Origin of the sequence: Wolbachia endosymbiont of Litomosoides sigmodontis (genome assembly GCF_013365435.1) — a bacterium.
Taxonomy (GTDB): domain Bacteria; phylum Pseudomonadota; class Alphaproteobacteria; order Rickettsiales; family Anaplasmataceae; genus Wolbachia.
In genome coordinates, this window is sequence record NZ_CP046577.1 from 180,295 (window position 1) to 201,935 (window position 21,641).

At 31.6% G+C, this 21,641-nt stretch carries 21 protein-coding genes, 2 tRNA genes and 3 pseudogenes; 13 read left to right on the plus strand and 13 right to left on the minus strand.

Translation table 11 applies throughout. The features are described 5' to 3' along the window. Nucleotides 1-62: 62 nt before the first annotated feature. Nucleotides 63-857 carry an NAD kinase gene (locus GOY07_RS00735; RefSeq protein WP_175837462.1) on the minus strand — a complete coding sequence of 265 codons (795 nt, stop codon included), beginning with the start codon at nucleotides 855-857 and terminating at the stop codon, nucleotides 63-65. Between the two features lie 29 nt (nucleotides 858-886). Then, entirely contained in the window at nucleotides 887-1,099 is a 213-nt protein-coding gene (gene rpmE / locus GOY07_RS00740; RefSeq protein ID WP_175837464.1) for a 50S ribosomal protein L31, read from the minus strand. 128 nt (nucleotides 1,100-1,227) lie between these two features. Here rpmE and fabD point away from each other — a divergent pair, with 128 nt between their 5' ends. Both fabD and GOY07_RS04585 read left to right on the plus strand, forming a co-directional pair. Next, nucleotides 1,228-2,208, plus strand: a complete 981-nt coding sequence (gene fabD / locus GOY07_RS00745; protein ID WP_175837466.1) for an ACP S-malonyltransferase — start codon at nucleotides 1,228-1,230, stop codon at nucleotides 2,206-2,208. A gap of 58 nt (nucleotides 2,209-2,266) precedes the next feature. After that, nucleotides 2,267-2,551: pseudogene (locus tag GOY07_RS04585) on the plus strand (IS66 family transposase); the annotation flags it as partial. Nucleotides 2,552-4,305: 1,754 nt separating this feature from the next. Here GOY07_RS04585 and GOY07_RS04300 read toward each other — a convergent pair. The 3 genes and pseudogenes from GOY07_RS04300 to GOY07_RS04150 form a co-directional block, all read right to left on the minus strand. After that, nucleotides 4,306-4,356 (minus strand): annotated as a pseudogene (locus GOY07_RS04300) (hypothetical protein); the annotation flags it as partial. A 558-nt stretch (nucleotides 4,357-4,914) separates the two neighbouring features. Next, nucleotides 4,915-5,730, minus strand: coding sequence for a bifunctional DNA-formamidopyrimidine glycosylase/DNA-(apurinic or apyrimidinic site) lyase (gene mutM, locus GOY07_RS00755; protein ID WP_175837467.1), 816 nt, complete (start codon nucleotides 5,728-5,730; stop codon nucleotides 4,915-4,917). Beyond that, nucleotides 5,696-5,839 carry a hypothetical protein gene (locus GOY07_RS04150; RefSeq protein ID WP_218938983.1) on the minus strand — a complete coding sequence of 48 codons (144 nt, stop codon included), beginning with the start codon at nucleotides 5,837-5,839 and terminating at the stop codon, nucleotides 5,696-5,698. Before GOY07_RS04150 ends, mutM begins: the two co-directional genes overlap by 35 nt. A 20-nt stretch (nucleotides 5,840-5,859) precedes the next feature. Here GOY07_RS04150 and GOY07_RS00760 point away from each other — a divergent pair. Beyond that, nucleotides 5,860-5,932 (plus strand) — tRNA-Thr (locus GOY07_RS00760). A 45-nt stretch (nucleotides 5,933-5,977) separates the two neighbouring features. On the opposite strand, the gene GOY07_RS00765 is transcribed toward GOY07_RS00760, so the two are convergent. Continuing rightward, complete coding sequence (locus tag GOY07_RS00765) at nucleotides 5,978-7,504, minus strand: acyl-CoA carboxylase subunit beta (protein ID WP_175837469.1); 1,527 nt, start codon at nucleotides 7,502-7,504, stop codon at nucleotides 5,978-5,980. A gap of 949 nt (nucleotides 7,505-8,453) precedes the next feature. Between GOY07_RS00765 and der the strand changes: the two genes are divergently transcribed. From der to GOY07_RS00790, 5 genes are all read left to right on the plus strand, one after another. Further along, nucleotides 8,454-9,869, plus strand: coding sequence for a ribosome biogenesis GTPase Der (gene der / locus GOY07_RS00770; protein ID WP_175837471.1), 1,416 nt, complete (start codon nucleotides 8,454-8,456; stop codon nucleotides 9,867-9,869). Then, entirely contained in the window at nucleotides 9,866-10,396 is a 531-nt protein-coding gene (locus tag GOY07_RS00775) for a disulfide bond formation protein B (RefSeq protein WP_175837473.1), read from the plus strand. Before der ends, GOY07_RS00775 begins: the two co-directional genes overlap by 4 nt. Beyond that, nucleotides 10,371-10,913, plus strand: coding sequence for a demethoxyubiquinone hydroxylase family protein (locus tag GOY07_RS00780; RefSeq protein ID WP_175837475.1), 543 nt, complete (start codon nucleotides 10,371-10,373; stop codon nucleotides 10,911-10,913). Before GOY07_RS00775 ends, GOY07_RS00780 begins: the two co-directional genes overlap by 26 nt. A 205-nt stretch (nucleotides 10,914-11,118) precedes the next feature. Further along, entirely contained in the window at nucleotides 11,119-11,634 is a 516-nt protein-coding gene (gene ppa, locus GOY07_RS00785; RefSeq protein ID WP_175837477.1) for an inorganic diphosphatase, read from the plus strand. A gap of 159 nt (nucleotides 11,635-11,793) precedes the next feature. Further along, nucleotides 11,794-11,884 (plus strand) — tRNA-Ser (locus tag GOY07_RS00790). 924 nt (nucleotides 11,885-12,808) lie between these two features. Here the strand turns inward: GOY07_RS00790 and GOY07_RS04590 are convergent. Next, a pseudogene (locus GOY07_RS04590) lies at nucleotides 12,809-13,573 on the minus strand (transposase). A gap of 376 nt (nucleotides 13,574-13,949) precedes the next feature. On the opposite strand from GOY07_RS04590, the gene GOY07_RS00795 reads away from it, so the two are divergent. From GOY07_RS00795 to gmk, 3 genes are all read left to right on the plus strand, one after another. Next, nucleotides 13,950-14,222, plus strand: coding sequence for a hypothetical protein (locus GOY07_RS00795; protein WP_218938973.1), 273 nt, complete (start codon nucleotides 13,950-13,952; stop codon nucleotides 14,220-14,222). Between the two features lie 742 nt (nucleotides 14,223-14,964). After that, nucleotides 14,965-16,755, plus strand: coding sequence for a pentapeptide repeat-containing protein (locus tag GOY07_RS00800; RefSeq protein ID WP_175838469.1), 1,791 nt, complete (start codon nucleotides 14,965-14,967; stop codon nucleotides 16,753-16,755). Nucleotides 16,756-16,807: 52 nt separating this feature from the next. Next, nucleotides 16,808-17,395 carry a guanylate kinase gene (gene gmk, locus GOY07_RS00805; protein ID WP_175837481.1) on the plus strand — a complete coding sequence of 196 codons (588 nt, stop codon included), beginning with the start codon at nucleotides 16,808-16,810 and terminating at the stop codon, nucleotides 17,393-17,395. Between the two features lie 15 nt (nucleotides 17,396-17,410). Here gmk and GOY07_RS00810 read toward each other — a convergent pair whose 3' ends face one another. After that, nucleotides 17,411-17,794 carry a TraR/DksA family transcriptional regulator gene (locus GOY07_RS00810; protein ID WP_175837483.1) on the minus strand — a complete coding sequence of 128 codons (384 nt, stop codon included), beginning with the start codon at nucleotides 17,792-17,794 and terminating at the stop codon, nucleotides 17,411-17,413. A 180-nt stretch (nucleotides 17,795-17,974) separates the two neighbouring features. Between GOY07_RS00810 and GOY07_RS00815 the strand changes: the two genes are divergently transcribed. After that, nucleotides 17,975-18,550, plus strand: a complete 576-nt coding sequence (locus GOY07_RS00815) for a heme exporter protein CcmB (RefSeq protein WP_369800437.1) — start codon at nucleotides 17,975-17,977, stop codon at nucleotides 18,548-18,550. An 18-nt stretch (nucleotides 18,551-18,568) separates the two neighbouring features. On the opposite strand, the gene GOY07_RS00820 is transcribed toward GOY07_RS00815, so the two are convergent. The 5 genes from GOY07_RS00820 to GOY07_RS00830 all read right to left on the minus strand — a co-directional run bounded on the left by GOY07_RS00820 (nucleotide 18,569) and on the right by GOY07_RS00830 (nucleotide 21,047). After that, nucleotides 18,569-19,156 (minus strand): RlmE family RNA methyltransferase, encoded by a 588-nt coding sequence (locus GOY07_RS00820; protein WP_175838471.1) that lies wholly within the window; start codon nucleotides 19,154-19,156, stop codon nucleotides 18,569-18,571. Between the two features lie 73 nt (nucleotides 19,157-19,229). Beyond that, nucleotides 19,230-19,361 (minus strand): DUF2497 domain-containing protein, encoded by a 132-nt coding sequence (locus tag GOY07_RS04305; protein WP_246224430.1) that lies wholly within the window; start codon nucleotides 19,359-19,361, stop codon nucleotides 19,230-19,232. 16 nt (nucleotides 19,362-19,377) lie between these two features. Continuing rightward, a complete protein-coding gene (locus GOY07_RS04490; protein ID WP_256359455.1) occupies nucleotides 19,378-19,512 on the minus strand; it encodes a hypothetical protein in 135 nt (44 codons plus the stop codon). Between the two features lie 67 nt (nucleotides 19,513-19,579). After that, complete coding sequence (locus GOY07_RS04310; protein WP_246224432.1) at nucleotides 19,580-19,792, minus strand: hypothetical protein; 213 nt, start codon at nucleotides 19,790-19,792, stop codon at nucleotides 19,580-19,582. A 19-nt stretch (nucleotides 19,793-19,811) separates the two neighbouring features. Further along, nucleotides 19,812-21,047, minus strand: a complete 1,236-nt coding sequence (locus tag GOY07_RS00830; protein ID WP_175837486.1) for a TolC family protein — start codon at nucleotides 21,045-21,047, stop codon at nucleotides 19,812-19,814. A gap of 129 nt (nucleotides 21,048-21,176) precedes the next feature. Between GOY07_RS00830 and rplM the strand changes: the two genes are divergently transcribed. Next, nucleotides 21,177-21,635: a 50S ribosomal protein L13 gene (gene rplM, locus GOY07_RS00835; protein WP_175837488.1), complete on the plus strand. Its 459-nt coding sequence runs from the start codon at nucleotides 21,177-21,179 to the stop codon at nucleotides 21,633-21,635. The last annotated feature ends 6 nt before the right edge of the window (nucleotides 21,636-21,641 follow it).

Here is a 21,641-nt window from a genome sequence, read left to right on the forward strand (position 1 = left end):
TTGATTACACTATAGTTATTAAGATGTAGTAAATGCTAATTTGAGACTAATACTAGAAAAGTTTAATATGAGAATTGTCTTTCAAAGATTCTTTCGTCTAGAGAATAATCCTTATCAAAGAGCAGAGTAACTGTATTTTCATGGTCTTTCTGCATTTTTATCTGTGATATGTTGTAGAACTCCTTGTAATCTGATACTATAAGTGCTGGACGATTTTGTGCGTCATTAATATCAATTTGCACAATCGTATCATTTGAGATCAGCGCTCCATCCCAATGCCTCGGGTAGTAGCTATTGATAGAGGTAAGTGCGAATAAGTTTGAGTTGAGTGGTAAAATTGGACCGCCGGCGGAGAAGTTATATGCAGTACTACCTGTGGGAGTAGATAATATTATTCCATCTCCTCTGAATTTTTCCATTTTAAATTTATTATTGATAGTAATATTCATCTCTACTATCTGATTTGCCTTTCTAAAGATGTACACTTCATTTACCGCTACATGGTGATATTTTTTGCTACTCAGATCTGTAGCTTCCATCTTTAGCAAAGTTAACTGAGCTGAAGTTGCGTATTCTATATTATCAATCAAATCTTTGCTGCTATTGAAGCATTTATTCATCAAAAATCCAACGTTTCCAGTATTTACTCCATATACATGTATGTCTTTGTTTCCTATGATATGGTTATGCAAGGTGCGTAGCATAAAACCATCGCCACCAACAACTATTAATAGATCAATTTCAGATTTATTTTTCTCTGTTACGCTAATAAAATTAAGCTTCTGTAATAATTTAGATACTTCTTGCGATTTTGGTGGTCCAGAAGCAACATAGCCTATATTTTTATACTTATGCATGCCCTAGCCTAAAACTTAAAGAGGGAAAATTAGAAAATATTTCCGTACCTATCGTTAAATTTAGCTATTTTGCTAGTTTTATTTGTTGATCCACTTGTCAAACTTCCAGTCCATGCAGGGTGAGTGAGAGGATCTCTATCAAGCTTTATCTTATCTCCCTCCTTCCCATAAGTTGAACGGGTTTCAAACTCTTGGCCATTTGTCATGACTATAGTGATTTTATGATAATCAATTTCTAACATGAGCTCTTATAAACTTTTGGTTATTTATTACTCTAGTGTATTCAATTCATTAAGTCAATTATTATTATTGAACATTGACAAAAGATAAATAAAGTAGTATTTTTAATAAAGAATCAAGAATTATTGTTATGATTTTTGCTTTCCCTGGCCAGGGTTCCCAATTTGTAGGAATGGGAAGAGACTTGTATAGTCAATTTGCCATTGCAAGACAAGTATTTGATGAAGTAGATAGCATACTAGGTAGGAAGTTATCTCATTTGATTTTCAATGGTCCTATCGAAGAGCTAACCATTACAGAAAATGCTCAGCCAGCTATAACGGCAGTGTCAATTGCAACGCTACGTGTTATGGAGCATATGTTAGGTAAATCTCTTTTTTCTAATTACGGTGTTAGATATATTTGTGGACATTCAGTTGGTGAATATACAGCACTATGTGCCGCAGGAGCATTGACACTCGAGTCTACAGTTAAGTTACTGAAAACTCGTAGCGAAGCAATGCGTCAAGCTTCTTTAAGATGTAGAGGTGGAATGGTTGCGTTGCTTGGTGCAAAGATAAGCGAAGTGGAAAATATATTAGAATCAGCTCAAATTGATGGAATTTATGAAATTGCGAACGATAATGGTGGTGAACAGGTAGTGGTAAGTGGTACTGCAGATTCCCTTAAAATATTACCTGATTTGTTCAAAAATTCGAGTGTGAGGAAATTAATCAAATTGCAAGTTAGTGGGCCTTTTCACTCATCTCTTATGAAGCCTGCTGATAAAAAGGTCTTGAAATTTCTAGAGAGTATTGATATAACTCATCCTTCAATTCCTTTTGTATCAAATGTTACAGCTAAAGAAGAAAGTGATCCAAAAATTATAAAGACCTTACTTGCTAAGCAAATTGTGAGTAGAGTAAGATGGAGAGAAATGATTTTACATATGGCAAGTAGTGGCATTAACAAATTTATCGAAATTGGACCTAATAAAGTTTTATCTAATTTAGTCAAAAGAATTGATCAATCCATCAGTACAAAAAATATAGGTAGTATTACTGATGTTGACAGCTTTTTAAATAAATCATCAATATTGACAGTGGAAAATTTAGAAGTTGGCTTAAGTTAAAGTATACCTGTTTGCTATTATCCTAGCTTAGAGTGATATAAAGTGATGCAGGGGGGGTATAGTAAGTATCGCAAATGACATTTTCAATGTGAACAAGGTGTTGGGTAGTATATCAAATAGTGAGCATGAAACGGCTTCAAAATGCGAAGAAATGTATGAGCAGGTTGAATAAGAAAGTAAGTACAAAAAAAGTTCTTCATATTAGCAAAACTGGCACTATAATATAAGGTGAACTTGGTTGATGTTGGATGTTTACTGCCAATACGGCAGTTTTGTAAAATTAACATGGTCAAGGAGGATGAAGATTTTTAAAAATGTTAAATTCTGTAATCGTCATAGCTTACATCAATTCTCACTGTGCAAGTAATAGATGGAAAATAGTGAAAAAGAAGCTATGCTGAAGTAAGTAAAATAGTAAGATTTAAATGGCATTGAAATTAAAAACAATTGGATGAAAAGTCATGGAATCGGTAAAAAAAGTGTTAAAAAAACTAAATGCTGTAATTGTAACAAAAAAGTACAGTATAACAGAGCCTTAGTAAAAATATGTCGCATTTCATCAGAACAGTACTAATAACTGTATGGATAAAGCACCTAAAATTTGAAAGAGAAGGGAAATTATTTACTCCCTCTTAACGTTATAGAAAAACTAAGTTGAATCAGAGTCAATTTGAACGAATTGAAGTATTGATACAAGAAAATCATAATACTATCATTAAAGAAGTGAGAATAAGAATTTGGAAAGGTTTCGCTTGAATGTAGCAATTCTACAGCATACCATTAATATGCAAAAAATGAAGTTTTTGTATATACGCTAAGACCAATTTACAGTGAATAAGATAAAGGTAGACAGGAAGGGTTTAAAAAAAACTTCATGAGACTATTGGTCAGCATCCTAAACAAAAAAGTTATTCATCTTTGATGAATCACAGTTTTGCACATGTTCAAAAGTTGGATATGGATGATTTTAAAAGGACGTTAGAACACAGGTTAAAGTAAAATCAGGTAGATAAAATTTTTGCTCTTTTGCATCGAATGTGCAACATTAGTTGTATGAATATATTTCTTGACAAAGGTTGCAACACTTAAGAACACAAGAACCATTTCTTATCAGAAGTTATGCTAGTTAATATAAGGCAAAAAGTTTAAATGTACCCCATAATATCTAATTATATGCCTGCCACCACACTTACCTGAGCTCTCTCCTATTGAGAGATTTTGGTTATATGCATAATATGATATTATGTGTAATAAAGACTATAATATAATTACTTTGCTTGAGAGCGCTTTATGCAAATTTATTACCTCTTTTTCTCACTCCGCAATTAAACAACTCTGCAATGTCACTTATTTGATCCACTAATAATGAGAATTAGTAGTACTGCCCATTAAGTTTTTTTTAACTCTTCTTGCTTACCTTTGTCTGTTAATTATGAATCAGTCTTAGCATAATATATAAAAATCTCATTTTTTGCATATTGCGGTGTACTATGCTACTCACTGACATTCAAAAAAAATCTTTCTAGATTCTTGTTCTCACTTCTTTAATGATAATATTATGATTTTCTTGTATCAATACTTCAATTCGTTCAAATTGACTCTGATTCACAACTTAGTTTTTCTATAACGTTAAGAGGGAGTAAATAATTTCCCTTCTCTTTCAAATTTTAGGTGCTTTATCCATACAGTTATTAGTACTGTTCTGATGAAATGCGACATATTTTTACTAAGGCTCTGTTATACTGTACTTTTTTGTTACAATTACAGCATTTAGTTTTTTTAACACTTTTTTTACCGATTCCATGACTTTTCATCCAATTGTTTTTGATTTCAATGCCATTTAAATCTTACTATTTTACTTACTTCAGCATGGCTTCTTTTTCATTATTTTCTATCTATTACTTGCACAGTGAAAATTGATATATAAATAGTGATGAAGTTGGGTTTCTTGCTTATGTAAAAAGCATAATCCTAAAGGGAAAATAATTGCAATATATCTTATATAGATAAAATATCTTGGAAATACCACCATATTAATGGTGGCGATGTGTGGAAAACTTTGCCTGGTCTGCTAAGACTCATCTAAAATAATATAACTCAAGGATATAGCTGCTCTATTTTCCAATTTTTTCTCTCAAAGAGAGTGTGCCTAAATTTAGTATGTCTTCTGTGCTTACCTTCTTGCCAGAATTAGATTATTTGGGGAATAATGCCAAAGCCCTACCCAAAAATCAGGACTTGGGACTTTTGTGTTGTAGAGTTCTTTCTCCTTTAGTTTAATAACTTGCTCGAAGTCTTGCCAATTTTTTTAAATGCTTGATTGTTTTGACACCATGCACTAATTTAACTATTGTGTATTCGAGAGGAGAAATATTTGCCAATTCTTTCACTCTATCTAGAGATTTAGTCTAGCCTTCAATCTGAACTTGCCTAAAAACTCTATCCAGTAAAGTACTAGTGCAGTCTTAGAATTTTTAGTGAATTCTTTTTCCCTTTTCTACTATTCATGTTAGTGAAGAACACAAAAGCTTCTTTGCTATATTCATTTAGCAATACTACCCATTGTAAATGGAGTGTAATCTTTGTTACAAGTTGCTAGCGTTATGCAGTTGGTTGTTTACATAGAGAATTAGTACTGCCTTATACCATTTAAAAAAGATCAAACGGATCTTTTACAGGCAAAAACGTTGTATCCAAAGTGAAATCTTAATTCTGACATACATTACAAAAATAAGTGCTACGACCATTTTGTCGTATAAGTGTTATAATGTTATTGCAGATTTTGCAAGGTTTTTGAACTTTATTATATACGTAGAAACTATTTTGAAAATGTCCACGAGATCCAGATGGCTGTGTATAGTTTTTCAGCGTCGACCCACCGGCTATGATTGCATCACTCAGAGTATTTTTTATCTCAGTAGCAAGTTTTTTGCACTCTTTATACGTCAAATCTTGTGCTGACCTCAGTGGTGATATGTGAGCTCTAAACAAGCTCTCAGAAGCGTATATATTTCCTATGCCAACTATTAATTTATTATTCATTAATACTGACTTGATATTGATCATTTTATTTTTCAGTAACTTCTGTAAATGATCTCCATTAAATTCCTCTGTGAGGGGCTCTATCCCAAAATCATTAAAAAAACTTATTTCTTGTTCTTTATTTAAAATAATAACTGATCCAAATCTTCTTGGGTCATTAAAGATTATTGAAGTATTGTCGGAAAATAAAAATACCACATGGTCATGTTTATTCTGAGCTTGATTATTTTTAGCATATATGAGCTTTCCGCTCATGCCAAAGTGTATGATGACAGCTATATCGTTGTCTATGTGCCAAATTATATATTTGCCTCTACGCTTGATATTATTTATGATTTTGCCCTTTAATAAATCGTCTATATTTTGTGTGATTGGTATACGCAAATTCCAATTATTGACTGTGACACCGCTTATTTGCTTATTTTTGATCTCATTAGACAAAAAATTAGAAATTATTTCCACTTCTGGGAGCTCTGGCATTTTGTCTAACCTGCTGCTGTTTTTTTCTTTTTACAATATTTTGCTTTAGAGCTCTTACTAATCTTTTTCTCTCCTCTTCTTTTTCTTTATTCTTTTTTATATTATTCATTATCATTATATATGAATACTGCCGTTATAGCTCAGGTGGTAGAGTACGTTATTGGTAATGACGAGGTCCCAAGTTCGAGTCTTGGTAACGGCACGCTGTATAGTATTACATACCACATAATAAAGACTTAGAAGAGAGTTACAGAGGTAGGTTGTCATGTTTTTTCCATATTCTTTCTATTTTCTTGTTTGTTAGTAACTCTAATGCTTTATAAAGATAATACCTTGTTTTGCTTGGCACTATTATGTTGTCAATGTATCCGTGCGATGCAGCAAAAAATGGATTAGCAAATTTTTCTTTATATTCTTTAATCAATGTTTGTTGATCTTTTTCATGCCGAAATATAATCTCAACTGCACCTTCTGGGCCCATTACGGCTATTTCAGCAGTTGGCCAAGCATAATTTATGTCACCTTTTAGGTGTTTAGAACTCATCACAATGTATGCGCCACCATATGCTTTTCTGGTAATAAGGCTAATCTTTGGTACAGTCGCTTCAGCATAAGCATAAAGCAGCTTTGCTCCATGTTGTATTATATTATTGTGTTCTTGATTTGTACCTGGTAGAAACCCTGGCACATCAATAAATGTGGTAATGGGAATATTAAATGCGTCACAGAACCTTACAAATCTTGCAGCTTTTCTTGAAGAGTTAATATCCAAACATCCTGCAAGATGCATAGGTTGGTTTGCAACTATACCAATAGTATTTCCTTTAATTCTACCGAACCCAATTATGATATTACGAGCAAAATCAGGTTTTAATTCAAAAAATTTCCTTTCATCACAAACTTTTTCAATGAGTCCATACATATCATAAGGGGTATTGCGATTATGAGGAATTAGGGTATTTAAAGATTCATTAATGTCATCAACATCATTGCAGATTGGTACAGATTTTGGTAGCTCTTGATTATTTGCTGGTAGAAAGGTAAAGAATTCACGTATTTTTAGCAACATTTCAATGTCATTATTAAACGCAAAATCTGCCACTCCTGTTTTACTTGTATGAATTTTTGCTCCGCCGAGATCTTCGTAATTTACGTCTTCATAAGTAACTTTTTTCACTACATCTGGTCCGGTTATAAACATATATGAACTGTTTTTTACCATAAAGGTAAAATCAGTCAACGCTGGGGAATAAACTGCACCACCAGCACACGGACCCATGATTAAGGAAATTTGTGGTATCACACCTGATGCATTTACATTTCTTTGAAAGATTTCTCCGTAACCTGCAAGAGAATTTACTCCTTCCTGAATTCTTGCTCCACCAGAGTCATTTAATCCAAGAATAGGAATTCTAGCATTAATTGCCATATCCATAATTTTGCATATTTTTTTTGCGTGTGATGCGCCAAGTGACCCACCAAAAACAGTAAAATCTTGAGAATAAACAAAGACTTTTCTACCATAAATGGTGCCATGGCCAATTATAACACCATCGCCTAAAAAATTAGTATTTTGCATACCAAAGTCAGTTGCATGATGCTTCATAAATTTATCGTATTCTTCGAAAGAATTTTCGTCGAGCAATATACTAAGCCTTTCTCTAGCAGTTAATTTCCCTTTTTCATGTTGCTTATTAATCTTATCAAGACCACCACCTTTTTCAGCTTCTAGCGTTTTGGCCTGTAAATTTTCTAATATTTTAAAATCTTGCATGTAATAAAATAGCTTTTGAATTAATTATAAAATTTATTAAGTTTATAAACTACACTAACTATACACATACACCTTTGCTGTGTGCAATAGTGTACGTATAATAATGGTTAATTTTCTGATAAATTCCATCCACTGTTCTGAAAATGCTACAATTTATTAACTTTTTCTAAAGCGGAAGAGGTAGATTTCATTCTTTTCGTTTGTGCAAAACCTTTGCGTCCTCAACGATCTTGCTTATACGTGGTTCTTTTTGCTAATTCTTTATAAGACTTTGAAAAATTTTTACGATTTTTGTCGTCTACGTGTATCATTATTTTGTTAAAGTCTGAGATATTTTCATCGAATTATATCATCTCCTTAAAATGCTCCATCTAAATCTTAAAATTCCGGATTTTTTAGAAATTTTGCAGGGACCACAACACTTTCTTCTGAACATCTTATTAGGCTCTTGTACTTATATTATTACCTTATTGAAACTAGATTAGATATTTCTAATCAAAAAGCTGTAATTTTCTTTTCTCAGTTTCAGTAGTATTTGTATCGTTCTCCATAGGATGTTTGTAAGATCCGCATTGAATAGTCTATTATTGATAACTTTTCTCCTTCTATAGTATATAGTCAGGTAGTTTTTTTGATTTATTATATAAGATGGAGAGTATATATATTTCATGCAACGTACTTAAGATATTTTCTTCTATATATTTATTAACTTATTCATAAACTATTATGCTTGATTGTAATTTCCTCGTTTTTTTGAATACTCTAATTATTTTGGTTTTTCGTTTACTTGTACTTTCTATTTTCTATAATCTTGCATAATTATCCCTATTGTACATAACGAAGTTAAGATAAAATGCTGATTTTAGGATACTGATGTAATCTACAAAGTCCATAGTTAATTGAAAAGTTTCAGTTATAATTTGCTTCATATAGGACATGCTCTTAAACTATGCTAAAAATCACTATAGTAGGCTTGCCAAATGCTGGTAAATCAACCTTATTTAATAGGCTAGTAGGAAGAAAAGCAGCAGTAGTTAGCAACATTCCTGGAGTGACAAGAGATAGACGAGAGGAAATTGGAAGAATTAGTGATTTGGAGTTTAAAGTTATAGATACGGGAGGGTGGAATGGTCGAACTAATTTCTCTATTCAGGTTGTTGAACAAATAGAATTTTCTTTATTTAGTGCAGATATAATTTTCTTTCTTGTTGACGCAAAAGTCCAAAATGAGCGAAACAAAGAGTTTGCAAAATGGCTAAAAGGAAAAACAAATAAGCCTGTAATACTTATAGCAAATAAATGTGAAAGTTATAAATCTGAAAATGTTGATTACTTGCAGTTTTTTGATTTTATAGGCCCGGTATACATCTCAGCTGAACATAATCTTGGCATGGCTGATCTTTATAGTACATTGGCTGATGTTATTGATTCTTCTATAAATTATTCCTCCTCTATTATTCCAAAATCCTTGCCTATCATCAAAGTAGCCGACACTAAGATTCAGAAAAAAGATGAGCAGATTCCAGCGTTGTGCATTGGGAATCAATCTAATAAACCTAATAGACTGAGGGTTGCAATAATTGGCCGTCCAAATGTTGGAAAGTCAACTTTTTTAAACAGTTTACTTTCAGAAGATAGATTAATAACAAGTTCAGAACCTGGCACCACGCGTGACTCCGTGGATATTACATATGATCATAATGGAAAACTCATTACTCTCATCGATACTGCGGGAATTCGTAGAAGGGCGAATATTGTAGATGATTTAGAGTTAAAGTTTATTAGAAAAAGCATGGAATCAATAAAGCGCTCTCATGTAGTAATTTTGATGCTAGACTCTCTACTTGGCATTGAGCAGCAAGATTTATCAATTAGTGAAGCTGCAATTAAGGAAGGAAAGGGAATTATTATTGTTTTAAATAAATGGGACTTAATAAATAAAGATGATAGAAGCAGGTTGATAAAGTTTGTAAGACAACAAGAGATAACTAAGTTGTTCTTGAAAGTGCCAACTATAACGATTTCTGCCCTGAAAGGTATTCGTTGCAATGATGTAATAGAGAAGTGTCTTGAAGTGAATGAATCCTTGAATAAAAAAGTTAGCACTGCAAAAGTGAATAAGTGGCTAATTGATATTTTAGATAGGCATCCTCACCCGTTTGTAAAAGGTAGGGCAATTAAGATGAGATATATTGCTCAAATTGGTACTAAACCTCCAGCTTTTTCTTTAATATGTAATGTGCCTGAAGGTGTTAATGAGAGTTATAAACGCTATTTAATTAACGGTCTTAGGAAGAATTTCTTTATAGATGGTATACCTGTTAAACTTCTTTTAAGAAAGAATAAAAATCCCTATGCAAAATGAAGACTCTGCTTTATACTTTCAGAGTTATGTATAATAATACACTTAAAGTTATGTATAATAACTCTAGAGTTTCTATAGTCTTTCTACTGTCAGCTGCTGTTGCTTTAATTTTTGCGTATGTACTGGAATATTTCTTCAATATGCTACCATGCAAGTTATGTATATATGAGCGGATAATTTATTATATTGTAGGATTACTTGCTGTGGTGTATATGCTTGAAAACAACAAAATTTTAATTTATGCAATGTTTTGCAGCTATCTTATGGGTGTAGTAATATCTTTTTACCATATGGGTCTTGAATTTCACTTATTTTATGATCTTTTAGGCTGTACAGAGCAAGCAAGTGGTAACGCTAGCGTAGAAGAGTTGAGAGATAATTTGTTAAACATTAATTACTCTCCATCTTGCGACAGACCTCGTTATATTTTAGGTATTTCTCTAGCAATGTGGAATCTTATTTATCTTATAGTAGCTTTGTTCTTATCAGGTAAAATTTATTGTGAAGAAGAGAAGAGATCTAAATAGATTAAGGTATAGCAATAGTAAGTTCTTGCACCAAGCAATTAGAGTAAATCATGCTGGAGAATATGGCGCTATTTGTGTTTATTCCGGTCAAAAATTTGTTCTTAAGAAATCTTCTATAATCAACAAGATAATTGAAATGGAAGAGCAGGAGAAGAAACATTTTCATTATTTTAATGGTAAAATTAAAGAGCAAAAAGTTCGCCCTACTGTTTTATTGCCAGTTTGGTATGTGCTAGGATTATCACTTGGTATTATTACTGCAATGATGGGCAAAAAAGCTGCTATGGCTTGCACTGCTGCAGTTGAAGAAGTGATTGGAGAGCACTACAGAGAACAAATTTCATATTTAGAAGATGAGGAATTAAAAGAAACAATAAGTAGATTTCGTGATGAAGAGCTAGAACACAGAAATATTGCAATTGAACAGAATGCCGAAAGTGCGCTTGGATACAATGTTTTGTCTTCATTTATAAAAACAAGCTGCAAAGCTGCTATTTATTTATCTAAGTTGATTTAGATAGATAAACAAGGGAAAATATGTATAATAAGTTAGCAAGTACTTCTTTTGTCTTTTTTGATTTAGTAAATTTTTTTTAATATTGCAACTAAAGAAATTTAAGAGCAGCAACCTTATAAAAACGCCAATAAAAATAATTGTCTTTTTTCTAGATTATACAGGAAGTCTATTATATAATGCTTACTCTTAAAGTAAGGGATAATTTATGGATTTAAGTAAGCTAACTATAGCATTAGATGCAGTAAATGTGGTAATTGAAATAAGTGCAAGTGCTGAGCCTGTAAAGTATGAATTTGATAAAGAATTCGGATTATTACGGGTTGACAGGTTTTTATCTACTGCGATGGTCTATCCTTGCAATTATGGATTTGTGCCAAATACCTGTGCTGGTGATGGCGATCCCGTGGATGTTCTGGTATTAACTCAATTTCCCTTAGCGTCTGGTGTTTTAATATCGGTGCGTCCGGTAGGTGCTTTGCTTACTAAGGATGAAAAAGGAAAAGATGAAAAAATATTAGCTGTGCCTATTTCCAGTGTTGATAGCTATTATGATCATATAAAAAACTTTTCTGACTTGCCTAAAAACCTACTGGATAAAATTACTCACTTCTTTTCACACTATAAAGATCTAGAGGAAGAGAAGACAGTGGTAATTGGAAAGTGGGTTGATGCAGAAAAAGCGAAAAGAATTGTTGGGAATGCTATTAAAAGTGGAGATTAATGCATATTAATTTTAGTTATTGGGTTATAGTAAAATCATGGTTATTAACGGTTTGAAGAATCTATTCTATTCCTAATATAAGGTGCTACTATTAAAAGGTTAGACAGGTTATGAAGTCTTGGTATTATATAGAGTATTTGTCTTGAAGACTCAAGATTTGGAAGGATGGCCGAGCGGCTGAAGGCGGCGGTTTGCTAAACCGTTATACGATTGAAAAGTCGTATCGAGGGTTCGAATCCCTCTCCTTCCACATGTTATTAGCGTAGTATAAGATTTACTGTATCAACCTATTTCTACCTTTTGAGTTTTTTGTGAAGCTGTGGAATTTAAATGGAGTTTTATATTTTTTTGTGGCCCCATATATGCTCCTCTATAAAAGTTCTTATAGTAATCCTCATTGTTAATGAGTCAAATAAGTGACATTGTTAAGTTATTTAGTGAAGAATGGAAAAATTTATACAAAGCGTTCTCAAGCAAAGCAATCAATAGAGTTGAGCTCTAGTGAGCATGGGTGATAGTATATAATCTCAATATTTTTAGGTACCTTTAAATTTTTTGACTTATGCCAACTAGCACAATCTATGCAAGGTGGGCTCTTTGTGTTCTTATACTAATTTTCTACTGTACAGGGGACTATGGTAAGTAATATTGATGAGCCTATTACAATAAAGTATTATAGCCTTGTTAGCTGAACATTACTTTAAGTATATGAGAATTTTATGAATAATTCTGGGGAAAATATATAGCGTTGAAATTAAAATCATTGTAAAAAAAAGTCGTAGAACCAGTAAAAGAAATGCTAAAGGAAGTGCAAAATAATGCATATGCACAAAAAACTAAATGCTATGATTTCAACAAAAAAGCACAGTATAGCAGCCGTAGCAAAAATATGTTGTATTGTTAATTTGAACAAGTTTAGTTTGAATACAAGATAATTCTAATATTACTTTTAAAAAAATAAGAATAAAAATTCAGGAAAAATTCAACTTGAATGTCAGTAAGTCTACAGTATATCTTAATTGCAAAAAATGAAGTTTTAGTATATCACGCCAAGATAAATTCATAATGAACAAGATAAAGGTAAGCAGAAGAGTTAAAAAAAACTTAATGAGGCATTGTTAATGCTAATTCTCATCGGTTATATTGGATCAATAAGTGACAATTGTAGAGTTGTTTAATTGTGGAGCGAAAAAGAAAAGGTAACAAATTTGTATAAAGCGCTCTCAAGCAAAGCAATTGTATTATAGACTTTATTATACAAAATATTCTGTCTTATATAACAAAGTCTTTCAATAGGATTAAGCTCTGATAACGATGGTAGCAAGTATATAACCACGATATTTTTTTAGCACAATCTATGCAAAAATGCTTATTCAAGAAATATATTCATACAATCAATATTGATATTCAATGCAAGTAAGTTATGATTCACTCTATTTCTAAGATTAACTGCATTGTAGAGATAAAAATTTTACCACCTAATTTTACTTTAATCTGTGTTTTAACGTTCTTTTTAAATTATACATGTCCAATTTTCGAATGCGTACTAAATCACGATTCATCAAAGATGAACAACTCTTGTTTATAGTACTTAGTAATAGTCTCATTAAGTTTTTTTTAACTCTTTTTGCTTACCTTTATCTTATTTATTATGAACTTATCTTGACGTAATATACTAAAACTTCATTTTTGCAATTAAGATGTACTGTAGATTTGCTGACATTTAACCAAATTTTTCCTAAATTTTTATTCTTATTTTTTTAATGGTAATATTGGAATTTTCTTGTATTTATACTAAACTTGTTCAAATTAACAATACAACATATTTTTGCTACGGCTGCTATACTGCTGTGCTTTTTTGTTGAAATTATAGGCATTTAGTTTTTTGCACATATGCATTATTTCGTACTTCCTTTACTAATTTCACAGCATTTTTTATGCAATGATTTTGATTTCAATGCTATTTTACTTACTTCAGTAAGGCTTTTTCTATTATTTGTCTGCCTGTTTCTTGTTCATGAAAATTGGTATTAATTGCTCTTTATTTCTTATTCTAATTTTTTACTATAGATTAATTATTTGATTATAGTATCAATCTTGATTGAGCCTCTACTTTTAGAATATTTATGAGAAGTGTTTCATACTTTACATTATTGTTAATTGTGTTTGAATCACTAAACCTGTTTGCTGTGGAGCAGGTTGAAGAGAAAAAATTGATGTAGATAAATCAGTTGATTCTGTGTATGAAAATGTAGGTGTAAAGAAAGGTCTAAACAAAATTTGCTAGCTAAAGAAAAAGAGTTGATATAGATGAGTTGGTTAGTTCTGTACATGAAGATATAGGTATGGGGAAAAACCTAAAACAAGATTCACTCAAAAATACGATCCAACAAGCAGACAAGCTGAAATCTTCCAAAAAGGAACACAAGATACTAAAATTGAAGGAGCGACCAATAAAAAAATTGCAACACGGTGAGAGCAAAGCCCATATAATTGAAGAAATTATGAATAGAAATGAGAGAATTGGTAAAGGTTTGCCAGGCCTTGGTAATAACCTCCTTGAAAGAAGTACAGATGGGTTTGCTTAATATTTACTGGATGTGGCCAGAGTGAGGAAGTAAAAAGAGATGTAAAAACAGAGTCTTTAAGTGTTCATTTAAATGAAGGTATAACTAATCAATAAGTTAATAAAAAGGTTGACGTAGAGGAAAGTGAGCCTTTAAAAAGTAATGTAAATCAATTATTGGAGAAGAAAAAAGAAAATGAGGAAGATTAAGTAGGAAAAGAAGAAGTGAAAAAGGTAACTGTGTACTACAATGGAAAAATCGAAGAAAGACCTATCTCTGTAAGAAAGGTGAAGAAAGTAAACAACAGGAAAGGAGGAATCTAAAAAAATGGATAAGACTAAGTAGGGAAGCAATAAAGGAATGGTATCATAGAAGAAGCGCACAGAGCAATGAGCATCTTCCGATAATCACGTTTATTGATGACTCTGCAGTAAACAGCTTTTTTACTGTATTAACAGAGATATTAGAATTTAGAAGTAAACTTTTAGGTATACTCCTCTAATTTATGAATTAAACAATATGAGATAGGTATAATACGCTTTCTCTTGTTACGAGGTGTAATCCTAAGGTAGTTAATAATAATTTTCAATTCTCTATTAATATAGCAATTGAGAGAGGGCAAGTTGATATAATAAATACAATTGCTGAAATGCACCATATCTTTTAGAATATAAGGAAATAGATAATGATAAAAGTAAAATGTATAATTGAGCTGTGAAGACAAAAGAAGATAATGGATTACAGTGCAATGAAGACTGAGCAAATGATTAAATTTTTGATATTAATTTTAGTTGGTTATTCGTGTTACGGAAATGAAGTAAATGATGTAAAAAATCCAGTTAGTGATTTTTTAGATACTTTGCATAAGATAAAGTATATGTCTTATAGTAAAAAAGACTTTGCTAAATTTCTAGTGCAGTGCCACAAGGAAGGTACTCAAGAGGATTTTAAAAAAGGTTTTGGCCATAATTTAAATGGAGCGGATTTTAGTAAATTGTACCTCAATGGATCTATTTTTAATGGAGTAAGTCTAATTGGTGCTGATTTTTCCCATACTGATTTGTCAGGTGTATCCTTTATTAATTCTGATTTACGTGGGGCTAATTTTTCTAATGCTAATTTGCAAGGTATAAAAATAAAAGGTACGAATTTAAGTTTTGCAAAATTTGTTTCTGCAAATTTGACAGATATTATATTTGATCAGTCTGATATTAGTTGTGCTGAATTTGTCAGCTCTGACCTCAAAAAAGTGAGAATGCACAATATGACTGGTTTGCATGCTAATTTTTTAGATGTGAAAATGAGTTTTTTCAGCTTATTAGACTCAAATGTGGGCTATGTAAATTTTAGTGACAGTGAAATAAACAATACTATTGTGCAAAGAAGCATTCTTGATAATGCGAATTTTTTGGGAGTGGATTCATATAAACTAAAAATACAATTTTCCTCATTGAAAAATGCTAATATATATGGCGCTGAAATAAAAGAATCGGATTTCACAGGTAGCAATCTTTCTAATGTTTGCCTTAATTCTTCCACTATCATTGACAGCAATTTTAGTAGAGCTAATTTAAGCAAAACTCAAATTTCTTATGTAAATGATGATAATTCAAGTTTTGTTCAATCTATGTTGAGTGATTCCAAAGTAAAATATTCATATGTTTCTCAAGTCAGTTTTCAAGACGCTGATTTATTCAATATTGATTTTAGTTTTAGCGAACTACATCAAGTTGATGTTTCTGATTCTGACATTCGCTATGGAAAATTTCGTGATACTAGAGTTGCACATTCTAATATGAATGGTTCGTTTTTTGACCATTCATTATTTACCTTTGCGAAGATAGAAGGTACAGACCTTTCCTCAACTTCGATGTATAAAGTAAAAGTAAGAGACTCTCAAGTTTATAATAGTAGACTTTTTTACAATAGCATTGATTCTAGTGAGATAGAAAATTCAACATTTTTTAATTTAATAGCAAGTAATTCAAACTGGTCTACTCTAAAAGTAACTAGTTCAAATTTTGTTAAAAATAACTTTGAGTCTTCTTTACTTCGTGATAATACCTTTGAGAAAACCAGTTTTTTTCTGAGTAATTTCAGCAATTCAACGATCAGTGATACGTCTTTTCATTCTTCTAGCATATATAAAGGCTCAGTTATTGATGCTCATCTAGTAAATTGTAAGTTTGATCATTCGATTTTGATTGATAATAAAGGGCAAGAGAAACTTGCTGGCTTAGAAAGTGCTATAACTTCAATTGAGAAGTTGCAAGAAAAGATATTGCAAGGTGAAAAGTTTAATGTAAATTATTCTTACTTTGAGTTTAAGGATATGAATCTAAGAAATGTAGATTTTTCTAATTCGATATTGAGCAGGGCGAAATTTATAAATGTTAATTTAGATAAAGCGAACCTTGAAAAGTCGGATTTGCGCCATGCTATTTTCAATAATTCTTCTCTTATTGATACTAATTTATCTGGTTCTAATTTAGATCATTCTAGCTTTTTCAAAGCTGATTTGAAAAGTGCCATATTAGAAAATGTAAAGTCCTAATCAAATGAAGAACTTTGTAGTGTGCTTGTTAACTTGTGCTTAGAAGAGGAAAATGACTATAGAGAATGAAGGTGTGTTATTGATTTTATCTTCTCCTTCTGGAGCTGGCAAAACTACTATATTAGAGAGATTACTTGGGCGATCAACTAACTTAGTTAGATCAGTTTCTATGACTACACGCAAACCTCGTTCCGGTGAAATAAATGGAAAAGATTATTTTTTTGTTGCTAAGAAAGAATTTTATGAGTTGTGCAAAGCTGGTCAAATGCTTGAGTACGCCAGAGTTTTTGAAAATTTTTATGGCGTGCCAAGAAGCTTTATAGAACAGAACCTGAACAGTGGAATAAGTGTTTTACTAAGTATAGATTGGCAAGGAGCATTTCATTTATTTGAGGTTATGAGGGAAAAAGTTGTAAGTGTTTTTATACTTCCTCCTTCAATGGAGGAACTTAGGTTGCGTTTGCAAAAACGTAATAGTGACAGTGCAAGTGAAATAGAACGCAGGTTAGCTGAAGCTCAAAAAGAGGTAAGTAAGTGCGATAAATATGATTATGTAGTAATCAATGATGATATTGATAAGAGCGTAGAAGAGATAAGCTCTATATTAGATAAAGAAAGGCTTAAAAGATTGAGGGTTTAGATAATTATATGACAGTTAGTCATCAATGTTATATACGTTCTTTTCCTTTTCTAATCTCTCTTGCTCTTCAATGCAATACACAGCAAGCGGATTAGCTTTTAGTCTTGCAACTCCTATTTCTTCTCCTGTTCTATCACAATAGCCATAGGTACCTAGTTTTATTTTTTCTAACGCCTCCTTGATTTTTTCTTTTTTATCTTTTCTGTGCTTAATTAATTTTTCATTTTCACCGTCTTCATCAGTATAGTATACACTATCTTCTAGTTCCTGTTTTTCTAGCTCAGCAAGCATTGATCTTAACTTTGAGTTGAAGTATTTCAACTGTTTTATGCTCATGTATTCTTCGTCTTCTGAAGGAGTGTAACTTTTTGGTAATTTTATTTTTGGTGACTCTTTCATAATTATACTATTAATTAAGTAGTAAATTGTGTGTAATTTTTTGAGTAAAGAAATTATACTATCTAAAATTAGACATTATAATTTATAATAAATATTTAAAAGACTAGTATGATTGTCTCAATAGGAAGATTAGCAATAAATAGTAAAAATTTTGTCTATACAATATGTGTTTTTATTATAATGTTAAGTCTATCTTCATTTGCACTTGAAAGCAACAGTAAGCAAGAGGTCATGTTAACGTTAATATGGATATGTGTTGCGCTTATCTTGCAAATCTCTACAAGTAATTTATTTATCTCTGATTATCATGATGGAATATTGGAGCAAATCTTTATACAGCCATTTTCTTCTAGGGTTATAATTGCTTATAAAATTTTTATTCACTGGTTATTGTTCGGACTGCCAATCTCGGTAATTTCTTCTATATTTAATCTTGTGGTTCTGGGTAATAACATTGAACATTCAATAGCAATAGGTTTCTCTTTATTACTTAACGCACTGATAATAGTTAATATCTCAGCTACTGGAAATGCGTTAATGATTGGTCGAAACGACTTAGCATTAGGAATATCACAAATTCTTGTTTTGCCAACTATAATGCCAACATTTATATATTTTAAGTTACTAGTTCATTTTGAAAGTTTATTTTTAAGTATTCATATGTTATTTATTACTGCTTTAATCTTTGCCATTCTAATAGTTAATAGTACTATAGCTACTCATATGGCATTGAAATTTGCTGTAGAGCAAGATTAAAAAGTTTTGCCATTGCTCTTATATAATTGGACTGTTGCTGATGAAATCTAAACTTACCAAATACATTTCTGCAGATTCAGATCTACTTGATTTTGGTTTAAAGTATTTTACTGTTTTGAACATTTTTTTTAATTCGTTATAAAATTCTTTGTCAGATTCTCCTTGGAAGATTTTTATTACAAGCTTACCACCATGATTTAGAAAATGTTTTGCAAAATTTAATGCTGCTTCACATAAAAGCATGATTCTAATATGGTCCAAAGATTTTAATCCGCAAGATTCTGGGGCCATGTCAGATAGAATTACATCAAATTTTTGATCTTTAAATCTTTTTCTTAAAGTTTCAAGTTCATTGATATCACATTGTATATATTCCACTCCATTAATTGAGTTTACTGGCTTTATATCAATAGCAGCCACTTTTGCACCTTTCTGAGATGCAACTTGTGACCATCCACCAGGAGAAACACCAAGGTCAATAATTTTTTGCCCTGCTTGGAGTAATTTGAATTTATTATCTATTTCTATCAATTTATATGCTGAGCGTGATCTATAACCATCCTTATTAGTTTTTTGTACATACTGGTCATTTAAATAACGATGCAGCCACCTTGTTGAGGATAATTTTCTGCCTTTAGCTGTTTTTACTCTAGTTTTTATTGCTAATACCTTGTAAAAATCACTTATTATTGATGATATCTTTGAACTCTTTTAGCCACTCTGACAATTGAGGTTTTAAAAGAGATGTAACTAATCCTTCAACAGTGAAGTTGAATTTTTTTTGTTGTTTGTGCTGTAATTCATTTTGCATTTTTTTAAGTAGCTCTTTAATCTCTTAATATCTTCTCTTTTAAAATTAGATGATCGCTATTTTGTGCTTCTAAATCACTGTTATTCACTTTTTTATTACATATTTGAGTATTATAGTGCAAGTGGAACGTCCTTTTCTTCCTGTGAGTCATAATTGTGATTATTAAATTGAGTATTATTAGAAACTATTTTTTTGCTCCGATGATCATTGTTGGTATCTTATTTTTCGTTATTCTGCTCTTTACTATCTTCTCCCAAACCTTCTAAATACTCCTCCTCAAGGTACAGAGCATTTTCGTCTTCCTTCTCCTTTGCTATTTCTACTACATCTCCTATTTTCATTGCATTATCACTTGAGCTTTTAGCAGATGTGGCTTTTTTTATATCTTCTAAGATGTTTTTTGCAGATTGATTGCTTTGTTCGTCATTCATAATATTAATATCATTAAACTTAAAGGTTTATACTATTTATTATAAAAAGTAAATTATAAACACTAATCACGTAATTGCTTTGCGCTTTAACTAAATCTGAACGTGCTTTGAATAACGTGTCTTCAGTATATAAAAGGTCAGTTATACTTTTTAAGTTTAAACTTACTTCTTGTTCAACTCCTTCCAATGCTAGAGATGCTGCTTTTTCAGCTTCCTGACTTGCTTTAATGATAGCCTTTGCTGTCAACACATCATTCCAAGCATTTACAACCATTTGCTCTATGTTTTTCACTGTTTCATAATAATCGTAAGTGGATTTTTTTGCATCTATTCTAGCTTTGCTAATGCCAAAAGCATTTATTCCCCTTTTTAAAATTGGGATATCGAGAGTAAAAGCAATGCTAGTACCTTCTAAGGGCTTTTTGATGTTGATATTTTTTATGTCAAGAATTTTATTTATGCTAAGATGCAGAGAAGGTAGCCACTTAGAAGTTTCGGCAAACACTCCCATTCTTGCTGCTTTTTTTTGATAAACTGCTATTTTCAAAGATAGGTTGTTGCTTCTTGCTAACTGTAAACATTCATTTAATTCTGGAATAGAAGGTAATTTATCACTAGCTTCAGAAAGTTCATCAGGGTCTTCTCCAATTAGGTGAAAGTAAGCAGTGTTTGCCGATTTTAATTTGCCTTCGGCATCTACTCTTTCTGACACTGAAGATGAAAATTTTGCTTTTGCCAGTGAAACTTCAGCATTTGTTACTTCTCCAAGAGAAAAACGTTTTTTTACCTCCGACAAATTTTCCAAAGAGACGCGTTCTTTATGCTCTTTGAGCTGTAATATTGCTCTGCTTCTTAGAACGTCAACGTATACTTTCACGGCATTAAGTGCAAGCTCTTGCTTTGACTTTTGAAATTGAATTTTTGCTGCTTTGAGAAGATGGCTTGATTGACTAAATGTAGCAAAGGTACCGCCTCCATCTATTATTTTCTGATTTAATGCAAGGAGTCCTCGTGGATTTTGTGTACTGTTGGCAATATTAAAATTGCTAATAAAATTGTGTCGCAAATTAACATCTGGCAAGAACTCAGCTAGCCCTGAAGATTTATAGTATTTTTCAGCGCTTTTATATTGGTAAAATTGAGATTTAAGCCTTGAACTATTTTTAATGGCTTTGTTTACAGCTTCTTCAAGGCTAATTGCATAGCAACTTACAGTACTAAAAATGGCTGCAATTGCAATAATCAACTGAAACATTCTACTTCATCTATTATATTAGCTGTGCAGTAAGTTACTAGCATGAATTGCTTGAATAAGCAATAACTAATATTGTTGACTGCTTAGAAATTAAGTGTATCATAACTTACTGTTGTTCAATTTAGAGTAATGAAGACTTTTTTCTTAAAAAAGAGACAAATTTATAAAAAATGGTTTGTTATAGATGCAGATGGATTAATAGTAGGGAGACTTGCTGCATTTGTAGCAACACTATTACGTGGAAAGCATAAACCTGAGTATACGCCTCATATGGATTGTGGCGATAATGTAATTATCATTAATGCAGAGAAGGTGCATTTTACCGGAAAAAAATTTAAAGAGAAAATTTATTACAAGCATACAGGTTATCCTGGTGGTTTAAAAAAAGCTACCCCAGCTAATATTTTAAATGGTAAATTTCCTGAGAGGATAATAAAAATGGCGGTGAAAAGGATGCTTGATGATGGTCCTATGGCGCGTAAACGCTTTGGAAATTTATATGTTTATTCTGGTCCAGAGCATAAGCATCAAGGTCAACAGCCTAAAAAGATAGATTTTGCTTCTTTAAATCGTAAAAATAAAAAATAATGGAGT